The 16,288-nt window shown below is 46.7% G+C and carries 13 protein-coding genes; 5 read left to right on the forward strand and 8 right to left on the reverse strand.

The window, feature by feature from the left end; genetic code table 11:
- Window positions 1-4: 4 nt before the first annotated feature.
- From L6I86_RS18565 to L6I86_RS18575, 3 genes are all read right to left on the reverse strand, one after another.
- The gene (locus tag L6I86_RS18565; RefSeq protein ID WP_236289471.1) at window positions 5-1,387 is read right to left on the reverse strand and encodes an MATE family efflux transporter; all 1,383 of its coding nucleotides are present in this window, start codon (window positions 1,385-1,387) and stop codon (window positions 5-7) included.
- 13 nt (window positions 1,388-1,400) lie between these two features.
- A complete protein-coding gene (locus L6I86_RS18570) occupies window positions 1,401-2,786 on the reverse strand; it encodes a family 4 glycosyl hydrolase (RefSeq protein ID WP_236289473.1) in 1,386 nt (461 codons plus the stop codon).
- A gap of 342 nt (window positions 2,787-3,128) precedes the next feature.
- Entirely contained in the window at window positions 3,129-4,427 is a 1,299-nt protein-coding gene (locus tag L6I86_RS18575; RefSeq protein ID WP_236289475.1) for a sn-glycerol-1-phosphate dehydrogenase, read from the reverse strand.
- A gap of 120 nt (window positions 4,428-4,547) precedes the next feature.
- Between L6I86_RS18575 and L6I86_RS18580 the strand changes: the two genes are divergently transcribed.
- Window positions 4,548-5,261 carry a DUF2161 domain-containing phosphodiesterase gene (locus L6I86_RS18580; protein ID WP_236289476.1) on the forward strand — a complete coding sequence of 238 codons (714 nt, stop codon included), beginning with the start codon at window positions 4,548-4,550 and terminating at the stop codon, window positions 5,259-5,261.
- Between the two features lie 49 nt (window positions 5,262-5,310).
- Here L6I86_RS18580 and L6I86_RS18585 read toward each other — a convergent pair whose 3' ends face one another.
- The 5 genes from L6I86_RS18585 to L6I86_RS18605 form a co-directional block, all read right to left on the reverse strand.
- Window positions 5,311-6,261: an NAD(P)/FAD-dependent oxidoreductase gene (locus L6I86_RS18585; RefSeq protein ID WP_236289478.1), complete on the reverse strand. Its 951-nt coding sequence runs from the start codon at window positions 6,259-6,261 to the stop codon at window positions 5,311-5,313.
- A 249-nt stretch (window positions 6,262-6,510) separates the two neighbouring features.
- Complete coding sequence (locus L6I86_RS18590; protein WP_236289480.1) at window positions 6,511-7,740, reverse strand: MFS transporter; 1,230 nt, start codon at window positions 7,738-7,740, stop codon at window positions 6,511-6,513.
- A 104-nt stretch (window positions 7,741-7,844) separates the two neighbouring features.
- A complete protein-coding gene (locus L6I86_RS18595; RefSeq protein ID WP_173110979.1) occupies window positions 7,845-9,167 on the reverse strand; it encodes an ABC transporter substrate-binding protein in 1,323 nt (440 codons plus the stop codon).
- Window positions 9,168-9,326: 159 nt separating this feature from the next.
- The gene (locus L6I86_RS18600; protein WP_236289482.1) at window positions 9,327-10,163 is read right to left on the reverse strand and encodes a carbohydrate ABC transporter permease; all 837 of its coding nucleotides are present in this window, start codon (window positions 10,161-10,163) and stop codon (window positions 9,327-9,329) included.
- On the reverse strand, window positions 10,163-11,032 hold the full coding sequence (locus tag L6I86_RS18605; RefSeq protein ID WP_056624762.1) for a carbohydrate ABC transporter permease: 870 nt from the start codon (window positions 11,030-11,032) through the stop codon (window positions 10,163-10,165). Before L6I86_RS18605 ends, L6I86_RS18600 begins: the two co-directional genes overlap by 1 nt.
- Before the next feature lie 172 nt (window positions 11,033-11,204).
- Between L6I86_RS18605 and L6I86_RS18610 the strand changes: the two genes are divergently transcribed.
- Genes L6I86_RS18610 through L6I86_RS18625 form a run of 4 tightly spaced genes read left to right on the forward strand, consistent with a single transcriptional unit; the run spans window position 11,205 to window position 16,218 of the window.
- The gene (locus tag L6I86_RS18610; protein ID WP_236289484.1) at window positions 11,205-13,031 is read left to right on the forward strand and encodes a cache domain-containing sensor histidine kinase; all 1,827 of its coding nucleotides are present in this window, start codon (window positions 11,205-11,207) and stop codon (window positions 13,029-13,031) included.
- A gap of 1 nt (window position 13,032) precedes the next feature.
- Window positions 13,033-14,661: a response regulator gene (locus tag L6I86_RS18615; protein ID WP_236289486.1), complete on the forward strand. Its 1,629-nt coding sequence runs from the start codon at window positions 13,033-13,035 to the stop codon at window positions 14,659-14,661.
- 52 nt (window positions 14,662-14,713) lie between these two features.
- The gene (locus L6I86_RS18620) at window positions 14,714-15,145 is read left to right on the forward strand and encodes a hypothetical protein (protein WP_236289488.1); all 432 of its coding nucleotides are present in this window, start codon (window positions 14,714-14,716) and stop codon (window positions 15,143-15,145) included.
- Window positions 15,145-16,218 carry a phosphodiester glycosidase family protein gene (locus tag L6I86_RS18625; RefSeq protein ID WP_338113422.1) on the forward strand — a complete coding sequence of 358 codons (1,074 nt, stop codon included), beginning with the start codon at window positions 15,145-15,147 and terminating at the stop codon, window positions 16,216-16,218. Before L6I86_RS18620 ends, L6I86_RS18625 begins: the two co-directional genes overlap by 1 nt.
- Window positions 16,219-16,288: the final 70 nt, after the last annotated feature.

The following is a 16,288-nucleotide window of genomic DNA, read 5'->3' on the forward strand; positions in this document are numbered from 1 at the left end:
CGTATTAAATCTTGAGATGCTTCCAAGCCCCGCGTTTAAACCTCAAATAAATGAGATTAGATCTAAGAAATTGATCACTTGCCACCGCAGTCCATAATCCGATCATGCCCCAATGGAAGACGTACACGAACAAGTAGCTCAGTACCACCCTAATTCCCCATACGCCAATGAACGTCGAATATAATGGATAACGGGTATCGCCTGCCCCTCGCAACGCACCTCCAAGAACAAATTGCGATATTTGTGATACTTGAATAAAACCTACAATTCGAAGAGCCCAGGCCCCTTCACGAATAATCGTCTCGTCATTTGTATACAGCCTAAGGATATGCGGTGCGAACAAAATAAAAAGCGCCCCCATAAAGCCAGCCACCATCATGCCGTACTTTCGGACCTGCCACACGTATCGTTCGGCAAGATCGGGTTTGCTTACTCCTAGGGTTTGCCCAACTAATGTTGAAGCTGCTATCGCGAATGCAGCACCTGGCATAAACGAGATGCCAATGATGCTCGTTACAATTTGCGATGCCGCGATGGCAACAGTCCCCAATCCCGCACAAATTTTCACAAACGTCATAATCCCTAATCGCATGATCAACTGCTCTAGACTACTTGGTATGCCAATCCTCAACATTCGGCTGACCATGACTTGATCCAAACGGCTGATTTCTGACCATCCGATACGAACTGTAAACCTCCCGCTGAACATGACAACGATAAAGCAAATCATGGCTCCGAACTGAACCACCAACGTAGCAATTGCCGCACCCGTAATGCCCATTTGCGGAAAATCCAGATGACCATAAATCAACAAGAACCCGAGGGTCACATTCATGCAGCCTGCCAGCACATTGATTATCATCGGTGTTCGGGTGTCGCCCGAGCCTCGCAGAATAGCAGATAAAGCAGATGAAATCGAGGAAAAACCGATTGAGAAAAACATGATTTTCGCATATGTTAGTCCAACCTGAACGACCTCATCACTAGCGCCCATCAGTTGAAGCAGACTCTCCGCAAAGGTGACGCCAATCGAAACAATAAGGACAGATAGGACAGTACCTAGCATAAGCGATTGCCCAGCAGCTAAATTCGCGTCGCCCATCTTCCCCGCTCCAGTGGAACGAGCAACGATAACGGTTGTACCCGAATTCAACGCTGCAAATAGTACGGTCAATAAGGAATAGGGTTGGCTTGTTAAGCCAACTGCTGCCACGGCAACGGCTCCGAGATGTCCGACTAGAATCATCATTACCATTTGGGTTGCATTCATGAGCAGCATTTCCATCAAAGATGGCCCTGCCAATTTAAAAATCATCCGGCGAACAGCTTTATCATCCTGCGGATTTATAGAGGCGGATTCGCTGGATATCGCTGCATCTGCACTCATGGCCGACCTGCCACTAGATGTTCCATCCAGGTAAGTACGCTTTTGTATTGTGCAGCATCTGATCGAATAATACTTCCGCATCGTGAATATCAATCGTCACTAACGGATCGTTGATAAAAGCTTTAAATGCCAAATCCTTGTCCTTTTGAAGAGCAGCCTTCAGAATAAGCTCTTGATTCATCGTATGCTGCAGGACCAGATTATTAACTTCCATAGGAAGCTCACCCGCATAGACCGGACGCAAGCTATTCGCAGCGAACAAAGCATTCGTTTCAACAACTGCTCCCAGTGGAATACCCTTCATTTGGCCAACGTTAGGAACGTTAATATTGGTTACAAATTGCTCAAGTCCAATCAAACCTTTTAACTGCCTAACTTCCTCTTCACCTGATGTCTTAAGCGGTAGTTTCTCCTCGCCACTTAGCAGCTTCCCGTAAAAAAGCTCGGTTGCAGCATGCTTCTCGACACGACTCTGGACCGTCGTTAAGCCAAACTTCCAGGATCGCACCGTTTCAGGATCTTTCAAATACCAAGGAGGCATGAATTCCGCCAAATGGCGGTCACCTGCTGCTGCAATTACTCCATAGCGCCGAAACAGATCAAACTTCACTCGGTTCGCTGCCGTATAGGTGTTCGTAACCCAAGCATCTTTGTTATGTTCAATTCCAGATTCATAATATTTATCAACAAACTTCCGATACATCGGAAGTAGATCCATATTGTGATACGTCGCTTGATCGATCCAAGTAAAATGGTTAATACCCAGCACATTCACTTTCACTTGATCACGGTGTACACCTTCAATTCCTTCCATATCACGAAGCATGCGTATCAATAACCCTTGCACGCCGAAAATTTCATGGCAACAGCCAATGGCTTTGATTTTAGGAAACACTTCATATAGCGTTCGCGTACAGAGCGTCATTGGATTCGTGTAATTAAACACCCAAGCATCCGGAGAATATCGCTCGATTGCTTGGGCAATTTCCACATACATCGGGATGGTGCGAAGCGCTCTGAGCAGTCCCCCTGGTCCCGTTGTATCCCCAACGGCTTGGTAAATACCGTATTGTTCCGGCGCATGGACATCGGATTCCATTTCCTCGAAGGTACCTGGAAGAATCGAGATAAACACAAAGTCGCATCCATTCAGCGCTTCTTGAAGCGTCGGATACGCCTTGTATGTCCACTTGGATTTCGTCTCTGGATAATCAGAAACCGAATTCCCCAGTTTTTCATTATTTTTGGCTTTCCCATAGTCAAGATCATACAAACGAATCGTACCCGATAATTGACCATCCAGCGCTAAATCGGCGATCAGATTTTTAGCCCAATACATCGAGCCGCCGCCAATATAAGCGATTTGGATATCGCTGACTTTCTCATTAGCAAATTTCATGTTGCCCCTCCTCCTTCGTGTAGAACCGCCTAGCATTAGCTACCAGTATAGAAAACAATTCCACATTACGGGATGGCAAAAATTAAGTGGGGTTGTGATTTTTTACACTTTTCACGGAAGCATACTGAAAAACGCCAGCCCTCACTAGAGGACTGACGTTTATATGAAAGCGACAATATCGGTACGTTCGAAGGGAACAAGGATGCGCTCTCGCGGCAAAATATAGGGAATGAACAGCGTAAGGGAACTACAGTGCCTTATTTTGCCGAAAAACACCAAAAATTACGAAATTCGAACCAATAGTGTACCTTCGTTCATCTCCTCAACCCATTGACCCCGTGCTTACAGCAGCCGCTGCAAGCGCAAGATCGTAAACCGGTTGCGCACGAACAGCGCATCCTGCAGCGACGCCTCCACCAGCGCCGGCTCCACGCCCAGCTGGTCCGGCGCTACCGGCCCCTGCACCGCCGCGAGCCACGCAGCAAGCTGCTCAGGCGGCGGAACCGCCCGGGCGATGCTGAGCACATCGCCCCAATGCATTGCGATGCGCGCTTGCAGCGCAGCCGCATCCCCACCCATCGCCGTCGCGTTCTCGGCGATGATGGCCTCGGCCATGGCCCCGTAGGCCGCCCGGATGCGTTCCGCATCCGTCTGCGCACTCGGGGCCTGCCCTGCCGCTAGGCGCGCAGCGGCCTCGTCGGCCGTGAGCCCAAGCAGCGCCTGATAGCGCTGCGCCATGAGCACGGTCGCGACGCCGACCTTCGCGCCGTGCAGCAGCGCCCGGCGGCGCTGCTGCAGAAGCACCATCTCCCAATAATGGGAGAGATGGTGCTCAGCCCCGGAGGCCGGCCGGGAATGGCCGACCAAGAGCATGGAAAGGCCGGATAGGATCAGGCCTTCCATCAATCGACGCATGCCCAGCTCGCTGCGCTGCGCAATCTCTTCCAGATGCGTGGTGCACAGCTCCACCGCCTCCAGTGTCAAGCGAGCACTCAGCTCGCAGTAGTGCTCGTCCAGCAGCACGCGGCCGAGGGCCCAGTCCGCGAGCGAGGTATGCTTGCCGAGCATGTCGCCGACGCCAGCTGCAATCATCGCTTGCGGCGCTGCAGCAAGCAGCCCCAAGTCAGCGAAGATCGCCTCCGGCGCTGAGCAAGGAATCGTCATCTTGAAGCCACGGACGATGAGCGGAGCGCCAACAGAGGCAAACCCGTCAACTGATGGGGCTGTCGGAACGGAAAGGAATGGCCGATTCGTACGATGACTTACGAAACGCACAATGTCATGGAGCGTGCCTGAACCCACGGCGATCAAAGCCTTTGACGTCAGTGACGTGTCTAACATCAACTGAACGATAGCTTCCTCGTCCGCTGCTACTTCACCCATCTCATTCTCGCGAATGACACAAGTCCCAACCTTCACCTGACCGTCTTCCAACAGGGAGCGCAGCTTGTTACCAGCCACAGCATACGTATTCGCATCCGCAACTAGCGTTATTTCTTCATAACCCGCTTCCCTCACATAATCCACAACAGTTGCTAAAGCATCTCGTTCTATGACAATACGGCGAATCGGAATCTCATGCTTTTGCCCGCAGGCGCACGCAAACCTTTTACCCAACCACTCATTTAATAATTCACTCATAATTCTCATCTCCTAACCTGTACGTACAAGTTATTCTTCCTCCTATTCTAGCCTAAGCTATGCTATAATGAAAGCCATTCTAATAGACTTTTCGCACGAAAAGAGGAGAAAGAAACCCTCATGCCGATCCAGACCGAAACCGAGCTGTATGCACCGATTAAACACTTCTTCGAGCAGCGTGGCTATACCGTCCGTGGAGAAGTTAAGCACTGTGATTTAGTCGCAATTCGAGGCGATGAGCCCCCAGTTATAGTTGAATTAAAAAAAAGCTTTAATATCCCGCTCCTCGTCCAAGGGATTGAACGGTTGCGGCTAACGCAAGACGTCTATGTAGCCTTCGAGCTGCCAAACAAAGGAAAAGCCCCCCACCGCTTACAATGGGAGGATATTCGTCGACTTTGTCGCATGCTTGGACTTGGTGTATTGACTGTCCAATTCTACAAACGCAAACAGCCCACAGTCGATCTCGTCTGTGAGCCTACTCCTTATACATTACGCCCCAATAAGAGGGCTTCCGGCAAGCTAATGACGGAGTTCCATGAGCGCAGCGGCGACTATAATGTTGGCGGCAGTTCTCAGCAGAAACTTATGACCGCATACAGAGAGAAATCGTTACACTGCGCCTATTTGATGCAGCAGCACGGTCCACTCAGCCCACGCAAGCTGCGCGAGATGACCAGCAATATGAACGTGAGCTCACTTCTTCAGCAAAACTACTATCGTTGGTTCGTCCGACAAAGCCGAGGCATCTATCATCTCACCCCCGGAGGCGAGAAAGCTTTAGTAGATTACGCGCACGTAGTTACAGCTTTCCCAAATTTCAGCCTAAATTAGTCGGTTTTATCGACTAGCTCGACTGCCAATACCCTTCCCCATCTTCATCCTAAGACCGAATCACAACCCGATGAACACTCGCCTCTTCATTCATTCTTAACAACGCCTTGTTGATCCAGATGGCCGCCTGCGAGCCTTCCCCCATTGCGATCGTCACTTGCTCCGCATGAACGCCGACATCGCCAGCCGCCCAGACGAAAGGAACACTCGTCATTTTACTCCGAGGATCGGTCATTACATGCCGATTCTCCATGCGTTCCGCACCAAGCTGACGAGCCAGATCGGATTTCACTTCATTCCCACCAAAAGCAATAAAACCTCGTTCTGCTTCAAGACGGCTGCCATCTCGAAGCACCACTCCCTTGAACTGCCCCGGCGAATCGGCAATAATCTCTGCAAGATCTTCCGTCAAATAGGTAATGCCTTTCTTCTTCATTTCGACCAGGTACTCACTTTTCACGGCCCGATTTTGGTGATTCACATACGTCATTTGCTCGGTTCGATGACGGAGCTTAATCGCCATCGCTGCCCCTGCATCACCAGAACCCATCACTAGCGTATTTCGATCCTTGATCTCATATCCGTCGCAATCGGGGCACACGTATACCGTTAACCCCAAGCATTCTTTCAGGTTCGGGAGTTCAGGCATCCGATCCATTAAACCTGTTGCCAGCAGAAGCGTTCTCGCTTCATAGCCTCGGCCACTTTTTCCCCATAGCTCGAAGCCGTCACCGATTCTTCCTTTAGCGACAGCTTGCACAATTTCATCTTGGACAAAAGCAACCCCTAATCGCTCTGCTTGCAGCCTGCCTACACGTCGCAGCTCTTCCCCCGATACCCCATCTGGCCAACCAAGAATATTATGATAGCTCTTGCATAGGGTCGAACGGCCGTAACCTGCGTCAACGACAAGTACCTTATGCTCATATCTACCTAATTGAATCGCCGCTTGAAGCCCTGCAATGCCTCCTCCGACGATCAGAATATCTACTTTTTCCATCTGCACAATGCCCCTCTTCTCCAATTCACTACCATCTAGGATAACCGAATAGAGGGACTCTAATCCTTATTGTGGTTGTCCACTTTTGATCACGAAGCATTCCAAGAAGCGTATTCGACATCGAATATTGAATTCAGCCGGAACTTCCGGTGCTCACGTAGCTTCCACTAAGCTCCGCTCCTCATTTCCTATCTTCTTTCAATCTTCTCGGTGCTGAAAACTGGACTTGTTGAACTCTCACTTACATCCCTACCGATTCTTAATCGACCAGATCAAACCAAATTGCGTCAAAGCAGCTAACAACAGGATCCACGGAATTAATCCGCCATCCAAATCGCTCCCAAAGGTAATGAGAACGAGAATCGAAATAACACGCCCCACATTTAAGAAAAATTCACGCACAACCACGCTTTCTACCTTTAATTCCCCCTTAAGAGGAAGTCTCGCAATAAGGCTGTAATAGAACCCTGTCATGGTGTTCCCTTGAAGCGGTGCAAAGATGGAGTACAGAATCATAAAGCCAACCACGGACCACACATTTAAACTTCCTATAATACAAGAGACCCCAACGAGATAACCCACTGTCGAAATGGTCAAATACATCCGTGCCCTGCCCGCGTTCGCGTACTTCGATATAAAGATCCCCATGACAATACTTAAACTCGAATAAAGGACACCGAGATAACCGACCAAATCTTCCCGCGGCAGTACTTTGAATAAGAGAATGTTAGGTAGAAACAACATCGTACCCTGCAGCAAGCCCATACCAAAGAAGCCAAGCAGCGCATTCGACCACTCTTGCTTTTTCTTCATGATTAGCCCCGTATATTTCAAATAATACACACGGTGATGTCCGATTGACGCTTTGATTTTCAAAGAGATTAACGTTGCCAACAGAAACATGACGAATGCAATGGAGAAGACGATGGTGTATCCGCTTAACCCTTCTTTCAATCGAATAATGAAACCAGCAAGTGCTGGCCCTGCAAGCGTAGCCGCTGTGAAGAACATCATATTGAAAGCGAGATAGCGAATCCGATTCTGCTCCGTCGACACATCATACATCAACGTTAAATAGCCAACCCAGTAGAATGCGCCAGCTAATCCATTAAATATGGCAAAAAGCACATAATAATCGACCAGTCGCTCCCCCGCAATACTCACACTTAAATAGAAGAGACCGATCAGTACAATACCCAGCCGGTACGCTACCATACGATCCTTCTTCTTAATCATATAACCGCCAATGGCGAACCCAATCGGTGTTAAGATGTACACGATGATGTTGTAGGTTCCATTCACGACAACACTATGCGTTAACCGCCATAAGTATAGATTGAGAAACACCCCTGACATGGAAGCACCGAATTGAAAAATGGAATGAATAAGTAAAGAAATGACGGCTTCTCGTGATAGTCTTTTTTCAAGTGGAAGCGTATTCCCTCTGCTGTGCAGCCAAGCTCTGATATTAAGATTCATGGTAAACCCCCAGTCCTCTTCATTGTAACAGCCATTACCACATCTGTTAAACAGCAAAAAGCCCCAGCATTCACGCTGAGGCTTGATGTACGTCTAGATTCGGGTTACTTCTTCAGGCTATCCCATGTTTTCTGGAATTCTTCCAACATTTGATCCTTCGTATACTTCTTAGCCACATAACCTTGCATGATATCGCCGAATTTCTTACTGGATGCTTCTCCACCAGGGAATTTGAACCAGTTCCAGCTCAATGTTTTACCAGCTTTGCTGTAAGCGATGATGTCTGCCGCTAATGGTCCAAGTACTTTTTCGTCAGCAGGAATGGATTTGAAAGCAGGGATAAACTTGAATTCATCTGTGATATATTTCTTACCGATATCGGAGCTAACCATCCAGTTCAAGAATTTCTTAGCTTCGTCTTTAACTGCAGAGTTTTTGTTGACTACCCAGTTATTCGGTACACCTACGAACAATTTGTCGTTCGCAGTTGCATCATCACTGATCGGCATTGGCAAGAAGCCAATTTTGATGTCTGGGTTTGTTTTCGTAATTTGAACTTGTGTCCAGTTACCTTGTTGCGTCATAGCCGCTTTACCCGTTGCGAAATCCGTTACTTGTGTATTGTAGTCGGTTTGCAGAGGGTTTTTGTTGCCATATTGCAATTGCAGGTCGAATAATTTCGCCCATTGGTTGAACACTTCATTACCAGTAATTTTCGCTGTACCTTTGTTCAAGCCATCGATGAACGCATTCGGATCCTTTTGATAAGCAAATGGAAGGTTCACGAAATGGTTTCCTAGTACCCACCACTCGGCATAGCCTGTCTCAAAAGGAGTGATGCCCGCATCTTTCAGCTTTTTAGCCGCTGCTTCTAATTGAGAGAACGTTTTTGGAAGCTCTGTGATGCCTGCTTTAGCAAACAAATCTTTATTGTATTGGAAGCCATAACCTTCAAGGTTAAGTGGTTGACCGTATAGTTTTCCACCTTTGGTCATTGGCTCTTTCGCAACGTCTACAAGATCTTTAACCCAAGGTTGATCGGATAGATCTTCCAAGTTATCGATCCATTTATCTAGATCTGTGAAACCACCGTTGTTGAAGATATCCGGTTTGTCTCCTGCATTAAACTTCGCAAGAAGCGCCGCGCCGTAGTCAGCTCCACCGCCGACTGTATCGACTTGAATTTTGACATTCGGGTTCAACTTCTGGTATTCTTGCACCATTTTACCCAGCTGATCTGCGATCTCAACTTTAAATTGGAAGATTTTAATGGTAACTGGCTTGCCGCTTGCAGCAGGCGTTGTTGTTGCTGTTGATGCACCCGTAGTTGGAGCAGGACTTGCTGTCTCGTCTTTTTTCCCGCAACCAGCTGCTAGTACGGATAAGGATAATACTGCTGCCACTGAAACCATTGTTAATTTTTTCATGTAGGTAATGCCTCCCTTTAACTTGTAACTTCATGTGAACTCGCTTACTTGTTCTTGCCTTGCTTCCTTACATGATTCATTGTAAACACTTACATCCTGGCTTAACACCGAGTATATTGAACATAAAGGTGGAATATCTTGAACTTATTTGCAATTCTGTCATCCTTTTACTGAACCCGCTGTAATCCCTTCTACAATGTGCTTCTGTAAGAACAAGAAGAAAATTACGATTGGCAGTACGCTTAATGTTAATCCAGCAAGCGCTAAATCCCATTGTTTCGTATATTGTCCAAAGAACGAGAAGGTAGCAAGCGGAATGGTCCGCAGCTCCGGATTTCCAAGTACGAGAGAAGGAAGTAGATAGTCATTCCAAATCCATAAGCTGTTTAAGATGATGATGGTAATCGACATTGGCTTAAGCAGTGGAAATACAATTTTCCAAAACACGCCATATGCTGAGCTGCCATCTACTTTGGCTGACTCTTCAATTTCCAATGGAATGGATTTGATAAAGCCATGATACAAGAACACATTTAAGGAAACGCCGAATCCATAATAACATGCAACCAATCCCAGCTTACTATCCATAAAGCCAACTTGGCTTGCTACGCGAACAAGCGGGATCATGATCGACTGGAACGGAATCACCATGGCAGCAACGAAAGCTAAGAAAACAAGATTATTGAATTTACTTGCTCTTCTCACCATGCGGTATGCCGCCATTGAGGAGATGATTACGAGTCCTACATTACTCAAAACCGTAATGAACAAAGAGTTGAAGAACGCCTTCGGGAACTTCATGATGCTCCACACTTTGGTGTAGTTATCTAGATAGAGTGAGCTTGGCAGCTTCGCCGTATTCGCCGCTAATTCAGGAAACGTTTTTAAGGAATTCGCGATGACGAAGTAGAACGGAATCAAGAACAGTAAGGCAATTAGTATGCCAAGAACTTCAAGAGCAAATAATCGGCCTGTATATTTTTTGACGGAAGCCATTAGACCTCAACCTCCTTGCGCTTGGTGTACATCACTTGGATGGTTGAAATGATGGCAACCACGATGAAGAATACGAGAGCTTTGGCCGTACCTAAACCATACCGATTATTACGGAAAGCCTCTTGATAAATATTGATGGAAACCGACTCTGTGGAATTGAATGGCCCGCCTTTGGTTAAAGAGAAGTTCAAGTCAAAGATTTTGAAAGACCACGAAATCGTCAAGAACAAGCACACGGTGACCGCTGGCATGATGAGGGGCACGATGATGCTCCGCAGTACTTGCAAGCGGGATGCGCCATCGATATATGCTGCTTCCAGCATATCCTTCGGAACATTCGACAAGGCAGCTATGTAAATAATCATGAGATATCCAGCGCCCTGCCACACACTAACGATAACGATTGCCCAGAAAGCTGTCGGTGAATCACCTAACCACGGCAGTTCGAAGAAACCGATATGCGTGAGATTTCCAAGAGTTGCAAACCCTTTTACAAAGATAAACTGCCAGATAAAACCGAGCAATAAACCACCAATTACGTTGGGCATAAAAAAGATTGTGCGCAACACATTCCTTGTTTTCAGCGATTGCGTGAGCAATAACGCTAATAAGAAGCCTACAAGGTTGGTTAGAATCACGTTCGTCACGGTCAAGCGTGATGTAAAGTTAAAAGCATTGCGATAATCCTTATCATGGAATAGGATTTGCTTGAAATTCTCAAGTCCATTGAAAGTTACTTTGGTTGTTACGCCATTCCATTCGGTAAACGAGTAATAGATGCTCATCAGAAATGGAATCAAGACCACGATGCCAAAAAAGACTAACGCAGGTCCGATAAATACCCATTGCTGAAGCCATCCGGAAAGCATTCTTTTTGTTTTCACTGGGAAGTCCCCCTTACCATTCTGCTACTGTACTCCAAGTATAGAGTGCCGCAGTACCCCAAAACACAGACGATGGTGACGCATTAGGTGGAATTTGTTGACCTCTCCTGCTACAATGTAGGGGAAAATCCCAATACAGAAACCGAGCTGATGAAGCGTGATACGACACAGTATTCGTAATAAATTGATCTTATTTCTGCTGATTGCCACTCTTGTGCCCTTCCTCACCTCACTTGGCGTCTCCTATTTCTTCACCAAACAGAAAGTGACTGAAGATACGCTGACCAACAATTCCGCCCTACTCTCACAAGGTAAAACGAATCTCGTGAACTATCTAGATGGGGTGGTTCAGGCCTCCTCCACTATTTACACAGGTAGGAATATTGCTGAGCTAGGCCAATTTTATGAGATCATTCAAACGCAGCCCGAGATTAACTATCAGAGCGATAAAGTGATCAAAAGCGGTCTACAGGTCATGTCACATTCGGTTAAAGAAATCAAACAAATTTACCTGTATGCCTCCGTTAGCAACAGTTCTTTCCTTACCCACAATGACATTCAAGTAAGCATGGCTGGTAAATACGAGGGACTGCAGCCGTTCCCTGCGGGCAAGCTTGTGTATTTCGAAATCAAGCATCAGAACAATTTGTATGGCATGTCACTCTCTGCATATTCTAACCCAACGCCAGTTATTTCTATGCACCGCAACATCATGTACTCACCTAGTAATCAATCTATTGGTGAGCTAATTATTGATTTGAATTTGGATCTCGTTTCAGATATTTCACAAGGCCTATTCACTCATGATCAAGAGGAACTCTACATTTTAGATGAAACGGGGCGTATCGTATTCGGTCCAGATCCAAGCAAATGGGGACTTCAATTAGATGGTAATTGGGGTGATGAAGCCGTGCACAGTACCCTTGACAAAGGCAGCTATGAATGGTCGAAAGGTGCTTTTGCAGGGATTAATATGTATGAGAAAATGCGTACAGACTATTTGAACTGGACGATTGTAAAGCGTCTTCCGTATGAGCAGCTCACCAAGAACGCTCGCCAATTGACTTTCATTAACGCCCTCATCCTTTCTTTTTCGATGTTGATTGTCATGGCTGGCACGGTGTATATTAGCATCCGTTTTACGGCTCCTATTAAACAATTGATTCGTTACATTACACGCATTCAAACGGGACAAGCTGGACTAGGTGATCATCAGAGCGACATTGAGTTGACCAGAACCGATGAGATGGGGATCCTCGCGAACCGCTTCCACGGCCTTATGCAGGATTTGAATCAAATGGTTATGCGTGAATATCGACTAGAACTAGCGAATAAATCGAATCAGTTGATGGCGCTGCAGGCGCAAATTAATCCGCATTTTCTGAATAATGCCTTGCAATCGATCGGAACATTGGCTTTGCAGCATGAAGCACCTAAGATCTACACCCTCATTAATTCGTTAGCTAAAATGATGCATTACAGCATGAACACGAATGAATCTGTCGTTCCTCTTCGCAAAGAAATTGATCATATTAAAGCGTATTTGGAGCTGCAGAAGCAGCGTTTTGAACACCAATTTGATATTGTTTATGCGATTGAAGAAGGAACTGGGACCATTTCTATTCCTAAAATGATTCTTCAACCGCTTGTCGAAAATTATTTCAAGCATGGTTTTAAACCTAGCCATTCGCAAGACGTCGGTCTGTTACACATCGAATCGGAGAAGCTGACTACCCCTGAGGGAGACTACTTGAAGCTTACCGTGGCGGATAATGGTATTGGGATGACGGAACAACGAATTCTTGAAGTCCGTAGTCGACTGAAAGCACCATCCGTTGCCGATGATTCCTATATAGGTTTACGCAACGTCCTGACTCGCATCCAGCTCTATTTCAATGATGATGCAACTTTGGAGATTGACCATGTCCATCCCCACGGCGTGCGGATTGTCATCCATATTCCGATGAAAAAGGGAGTTACCTGATATGAAAGTACTACTCGTAGATGATGAGAAGCACGTGCGCGATGCCATCCGATTACTTGTGAATTGGAAGCAATATGGGATCGATACCATACTAGAAGCGTCCGATGGGGAAGCTGCGACTGCCTTGGTTAGCAGTGAACATCCAGAGATTATTATGACCGACATGATGATGCCCATCATGAACGGCGTTAAGCTCCTAGAATGGCTGCATCGCCATGCGCCTGACGCCAAGACCATCGTCATTAGCGGGCATGACGATTTCTCTTTATTGCGGCACACGGTGAAGTATGGTGGGACCGATTATATTTTGAAACCGATTGATCCGGATCAGTTGAACGAAGCTTTGGATAAAGCGATTCAAACTTGGCTCAAGGATGAGGAGCAGCGGCATGCCAATCGTGAGCTGAATATCGAAGTTAACCAATTTAAACCTATTTACTGGGATAAGCTGCTTTCCGCGTTAATTACCGAGCCTGGCACCTACGAACCAGTGGCTGACCAGCTGGAGCGCGAGCTTCACTTATCCAGAAGCGTTGCAACCTGTCGTGTTGCGATTCTCTCTTTAGATACCATGGAAGCTAGTATTAAAAATAAATTCAGTCAAAATATCGATCTTCTCCTCTTCTCTCTGATTAATATTTGCAATGAATTTCTTGTTCCGCATAAGCGTGGCTACGCCTTCCGCCACTTGCATAATTCGAATGAAATTGTGCTCTTCTTATGGTCGGCGCCATCCATGGCAGAAGAACTGTTGGCAACGATTAATGACGGCATTCGCACCGCCTTGCATGCCCGTGTAGATTTCGGGATTGGAAGTAGCCACAACTTCCCTAGTCAATTGAAGCTATCCTATCAAGAGGCGCGAGACGCTTTGCGGCAGCGTAACCTAACAACCAAAGAAACGTGGATTCATACCAACTGGCTCCCGAGCAAGGGATCCCAGCAAACGTTGACTTTCCATCAATTTGAGGAGCAAATTCATCTAGCTCTGCGCAGTGGAAATGTCGAGCAGATTCAGGATATTGTTCAGATCTGGATTGACGCCATCAAGAGTAGTGATGTCATTACGCCTGCTCAGCTTGAGCATTGGTGGGGAGAATATCGGGTGATGATGCGCCGCTGGATCCAGCAATTAATACCGGATAGCCGTGAGGAAGACATACAGCCGCTGCTTCTTGAGGATAACGCAGCCTCGATTATTACGCTTGACGAGAAAGGTATTCTGTCTCTTTCCCTCTGGCAGCAAGAGCTGACACGCAGCCTCATTCAAGTATCCAAGCTCCATTTGGAGAGCCAACATAAAGATAACAATGTGATTTTCGAAATCGCTAGCTTTCTAGAAAAGCATTATCATGAAGATATTTCGCTTGCGGATATAGCCAGCCGTTTCTATCTTAGCCGCGAATACATCTCCCGCAAATTCAAACAGGAGTTTAGCGTCAATCTTTCTGATTACCTAGGACAAATTCGGATGAGTAAGGCCAAGGTGCTGCTCTGCAATCCGAATCTTCGCATTTCCCAAGTTGCTGAGATGGTTGGTTATCAGGATGAGAAGTATTTCAGCAAAGTTTTCAAAAAAATGTCGGGCATGACCCCGGGTGAATATCGAAAAACAGCGAATTCTATCTAAAGTTCCGAGAAAATAATGGAATATGCTATACTAGTAGTAAGAGGTGATTTTCATGAGTATGCCCATTGAGAGCGCAACGGCGAATTCTTTTCCCCGCACGTCGAAAGCAACCCGGGTCAAGAAGAAAACGTATGTCTTCCTATTCATGGGTTGGGTCATGCTGATCGCAGTCGGAGTAACAGCTACGATGATGTACACTGAACATCTGAGGCAACAAATATCGACCGATATCGCACAGCAAACCCAGCAGCAATTACAAGTTGTTCAGCAAGATTATCAGAAGCAAGTCTCTGAGTTGAAGGATAGTGTTTCTACCGATATGAAGACTTTGCAAGCCAAGGTAGATTCATTGAATGAATTACTGGCATTCACCAAGGATAGCGCTAACAGCAAGACCGATAATAGTAATCAACTTTATACTCAGCTCGCAGACGTCAAGAAGAAGCTAGATGAACTGACCAAAAATCTGGATGTGTTGAAATAATGACAGTGAATTCGATTCAGCAAATCAATCGTGTTATGTTGCTGGCCTGCGCACCTTTTCTAGGTATGCTGATTTGGCTGCTCTTCGTCTCCCTTCATATTTCCATCCCAGTGAAATCGCCAGTTGTTTCGACACCGATCAATCTTGCACAAGAAACGGCCAGTTTAAACAGCCTGTTAACACAGGCGAACAATGACGCCGTCCAAACGAAAACGATTATTCAGCAGTATTTCCAACTGTACGAGAAGAGCACGGCAGAAGTGACCGCTATGCTCCAAAGCGCAGCTTCCCAAATCGCTAAACCCGGACTTATCTATGACGCACGGATTACAGCTAAGCTTGGCAGTCCGATCCGCCAGGCCACATCTGGCAATATCGATATTCAGCTATTCGCTTTGAATGAAAAACATTATTCAGGTTATGCTCTTAAAGTGAACCTCAAAAGCGATAAAGCGATCAAGCTCGTATTGGGTAATGATAAGCTCGGCTCCAGTGAAACGACATTAGCCGCAGCTTCGCGCTACGGCGCCGTTGTTGGCATTAACGCTGGCGGCTTCGCGGATGATAACCGCGGAAAACGCTATCCGCTCGACACGACGGTGATGAACGGGAAATATGTGAACGGCTTCTTCCCCACCAACAATGACACAGCCTTCATCGGCTTGAACAAAGATCGCAAGCTGATCGGCGGCAAGTTCAGCTCGCAGTCGGAGCTCGATAAGCTGAACCCACTGATGGGTTCGACCTTCGTCCCTGTGCTGATGAAAAATGGCAGCAAGACATCCATTCCGTATCAATGGCAAAGCTCACCAGCAAGAGCAGCGCGAACCGTGATGGCCAACTATAAGCATGACCAGCTCTTATTCCTTGTCACAGATGGCTACGATGAGAGCGGCAATTCAGGCGCTACGCTTGCTGAGCTGCAGGATAAAATGCAGCAACTAGGCGTGGTGGATGCTTATAACTTAGATGGCGGCGGCTCGACCACGCTTGTCTGGGGTGGCAGCGTGATCAATCGCCCGTCGGATGGCAGGCTCCGACCGCTTGCTACGAACTTCTTGTTTTTCAAATGACCCAAATTATTCACACAATATTCGTTTCTTTTTTGGGGATGGTTGGGTATAATAAGCTTTAACTATGTGC

It is taken from the genome of Paenibacillus allorhizoplanae, from assembly GCF_927798215.1.
Taxonomy (GTDB): domain Bacteria; phylum Bacillota; class Bacilli; order Paenibacillales; family NBRC-103111; genus Paenibacillus_E; species Paenibacillus_E allorhizoplanae.

What these genes read in the sequence shown, in the direction of transcription:
- L6I86_RS18565 (WP_236289471.1), bottom strand. Translation starts at nt 1,387, where the DNA reads ATGAGTGCAGATGCAGCGATATCCAGCGAATCCGCCTCTATAAATCCG.
- L6I86_RS18570 (WP_236289473.1), bottom strand. Translation starts at nt 2,786, where the DNA reads ATGAAATTTGCTAATGAGAAAGTCAGCGATATCCAAATCGCTTATATT.
- L6I86_RS18575 (WP_236289475.1), bottom strand. Translation starts at nt 4,427, where the DNA reads ATGAGTGAATTATTAAATGAGTGGTTGGGTAAAAGGTTTGCGTGCGCC.
- L6I86_RS18580 (WP_236289476.1), top strand. Translation starts at nt 4,548, where the DNA reads ATGCCGATCCAGACCGAAACCGAGCTGTATGCACCGATTAAACACTTC.
- L6I86_RS18585 (WP_236289478.1), bottom strand. Translation starts at nt 6,261, where the DNA reads ATGGAAAAAGTAGATATTCTGATCGTCGGAGGAGGCATTGCAGGGCTT.
- L6I86_RS18590 (WP_236289480.1), bottom strand. Translation starts at nt 7,740, where the DNA reads ATGAATCTTAATATCAGAGCTTGGCTGCACAGCAGAGGGAATACGCTT.
- L6I86_RS18595 (WP_173110979.1), bottom strand. Translation starts at nt 9,167, where the DNA reads ATGAAAAAATTAACAATGGTTTCAGTGGCAGCAGTATTATCCTTATCC.
- L6I86_RS18600 (WP_236289482.1), bottom strand. Translation starts at nt 10,163, where the DNA reads ATGGCTTCCGTCAAAAAATATACAGGCCGATTATTTGCTCTTGAAGTT.
- L6I86_RS18605 (WP_056624762.1), bottom strand. Translation starts at nt 11,032, where the DNA reads ATGCTTTCCGGATGGCTTCAGCAATGGGTATTTATCGGACCTGCGTTA.
- L6I86_RS18615 (WP_236289486.1), top strand. Translation starts at nt 13,033, where the DNA reads ATGAAAGTACTACTCGTAGATGATGAGAAGCACGTGCGCGATGCCATC.
- L6I86_RS18620 (WP_236289488.1), top strand. Translation starts at nt 14,714, where the DNA reads ATGAGTATGCCCATTGAGAGCGCAACGGCGAATTCTTTTCCCCGCACG.
- L6I86_RS18625 (WP_338113422.1), top strand. Translation starts at nt 15,145, where the DNA reads ATGACAGTGAATTCGATTCAGCAAATCAATCGTGTTATGTTGCTGGCC.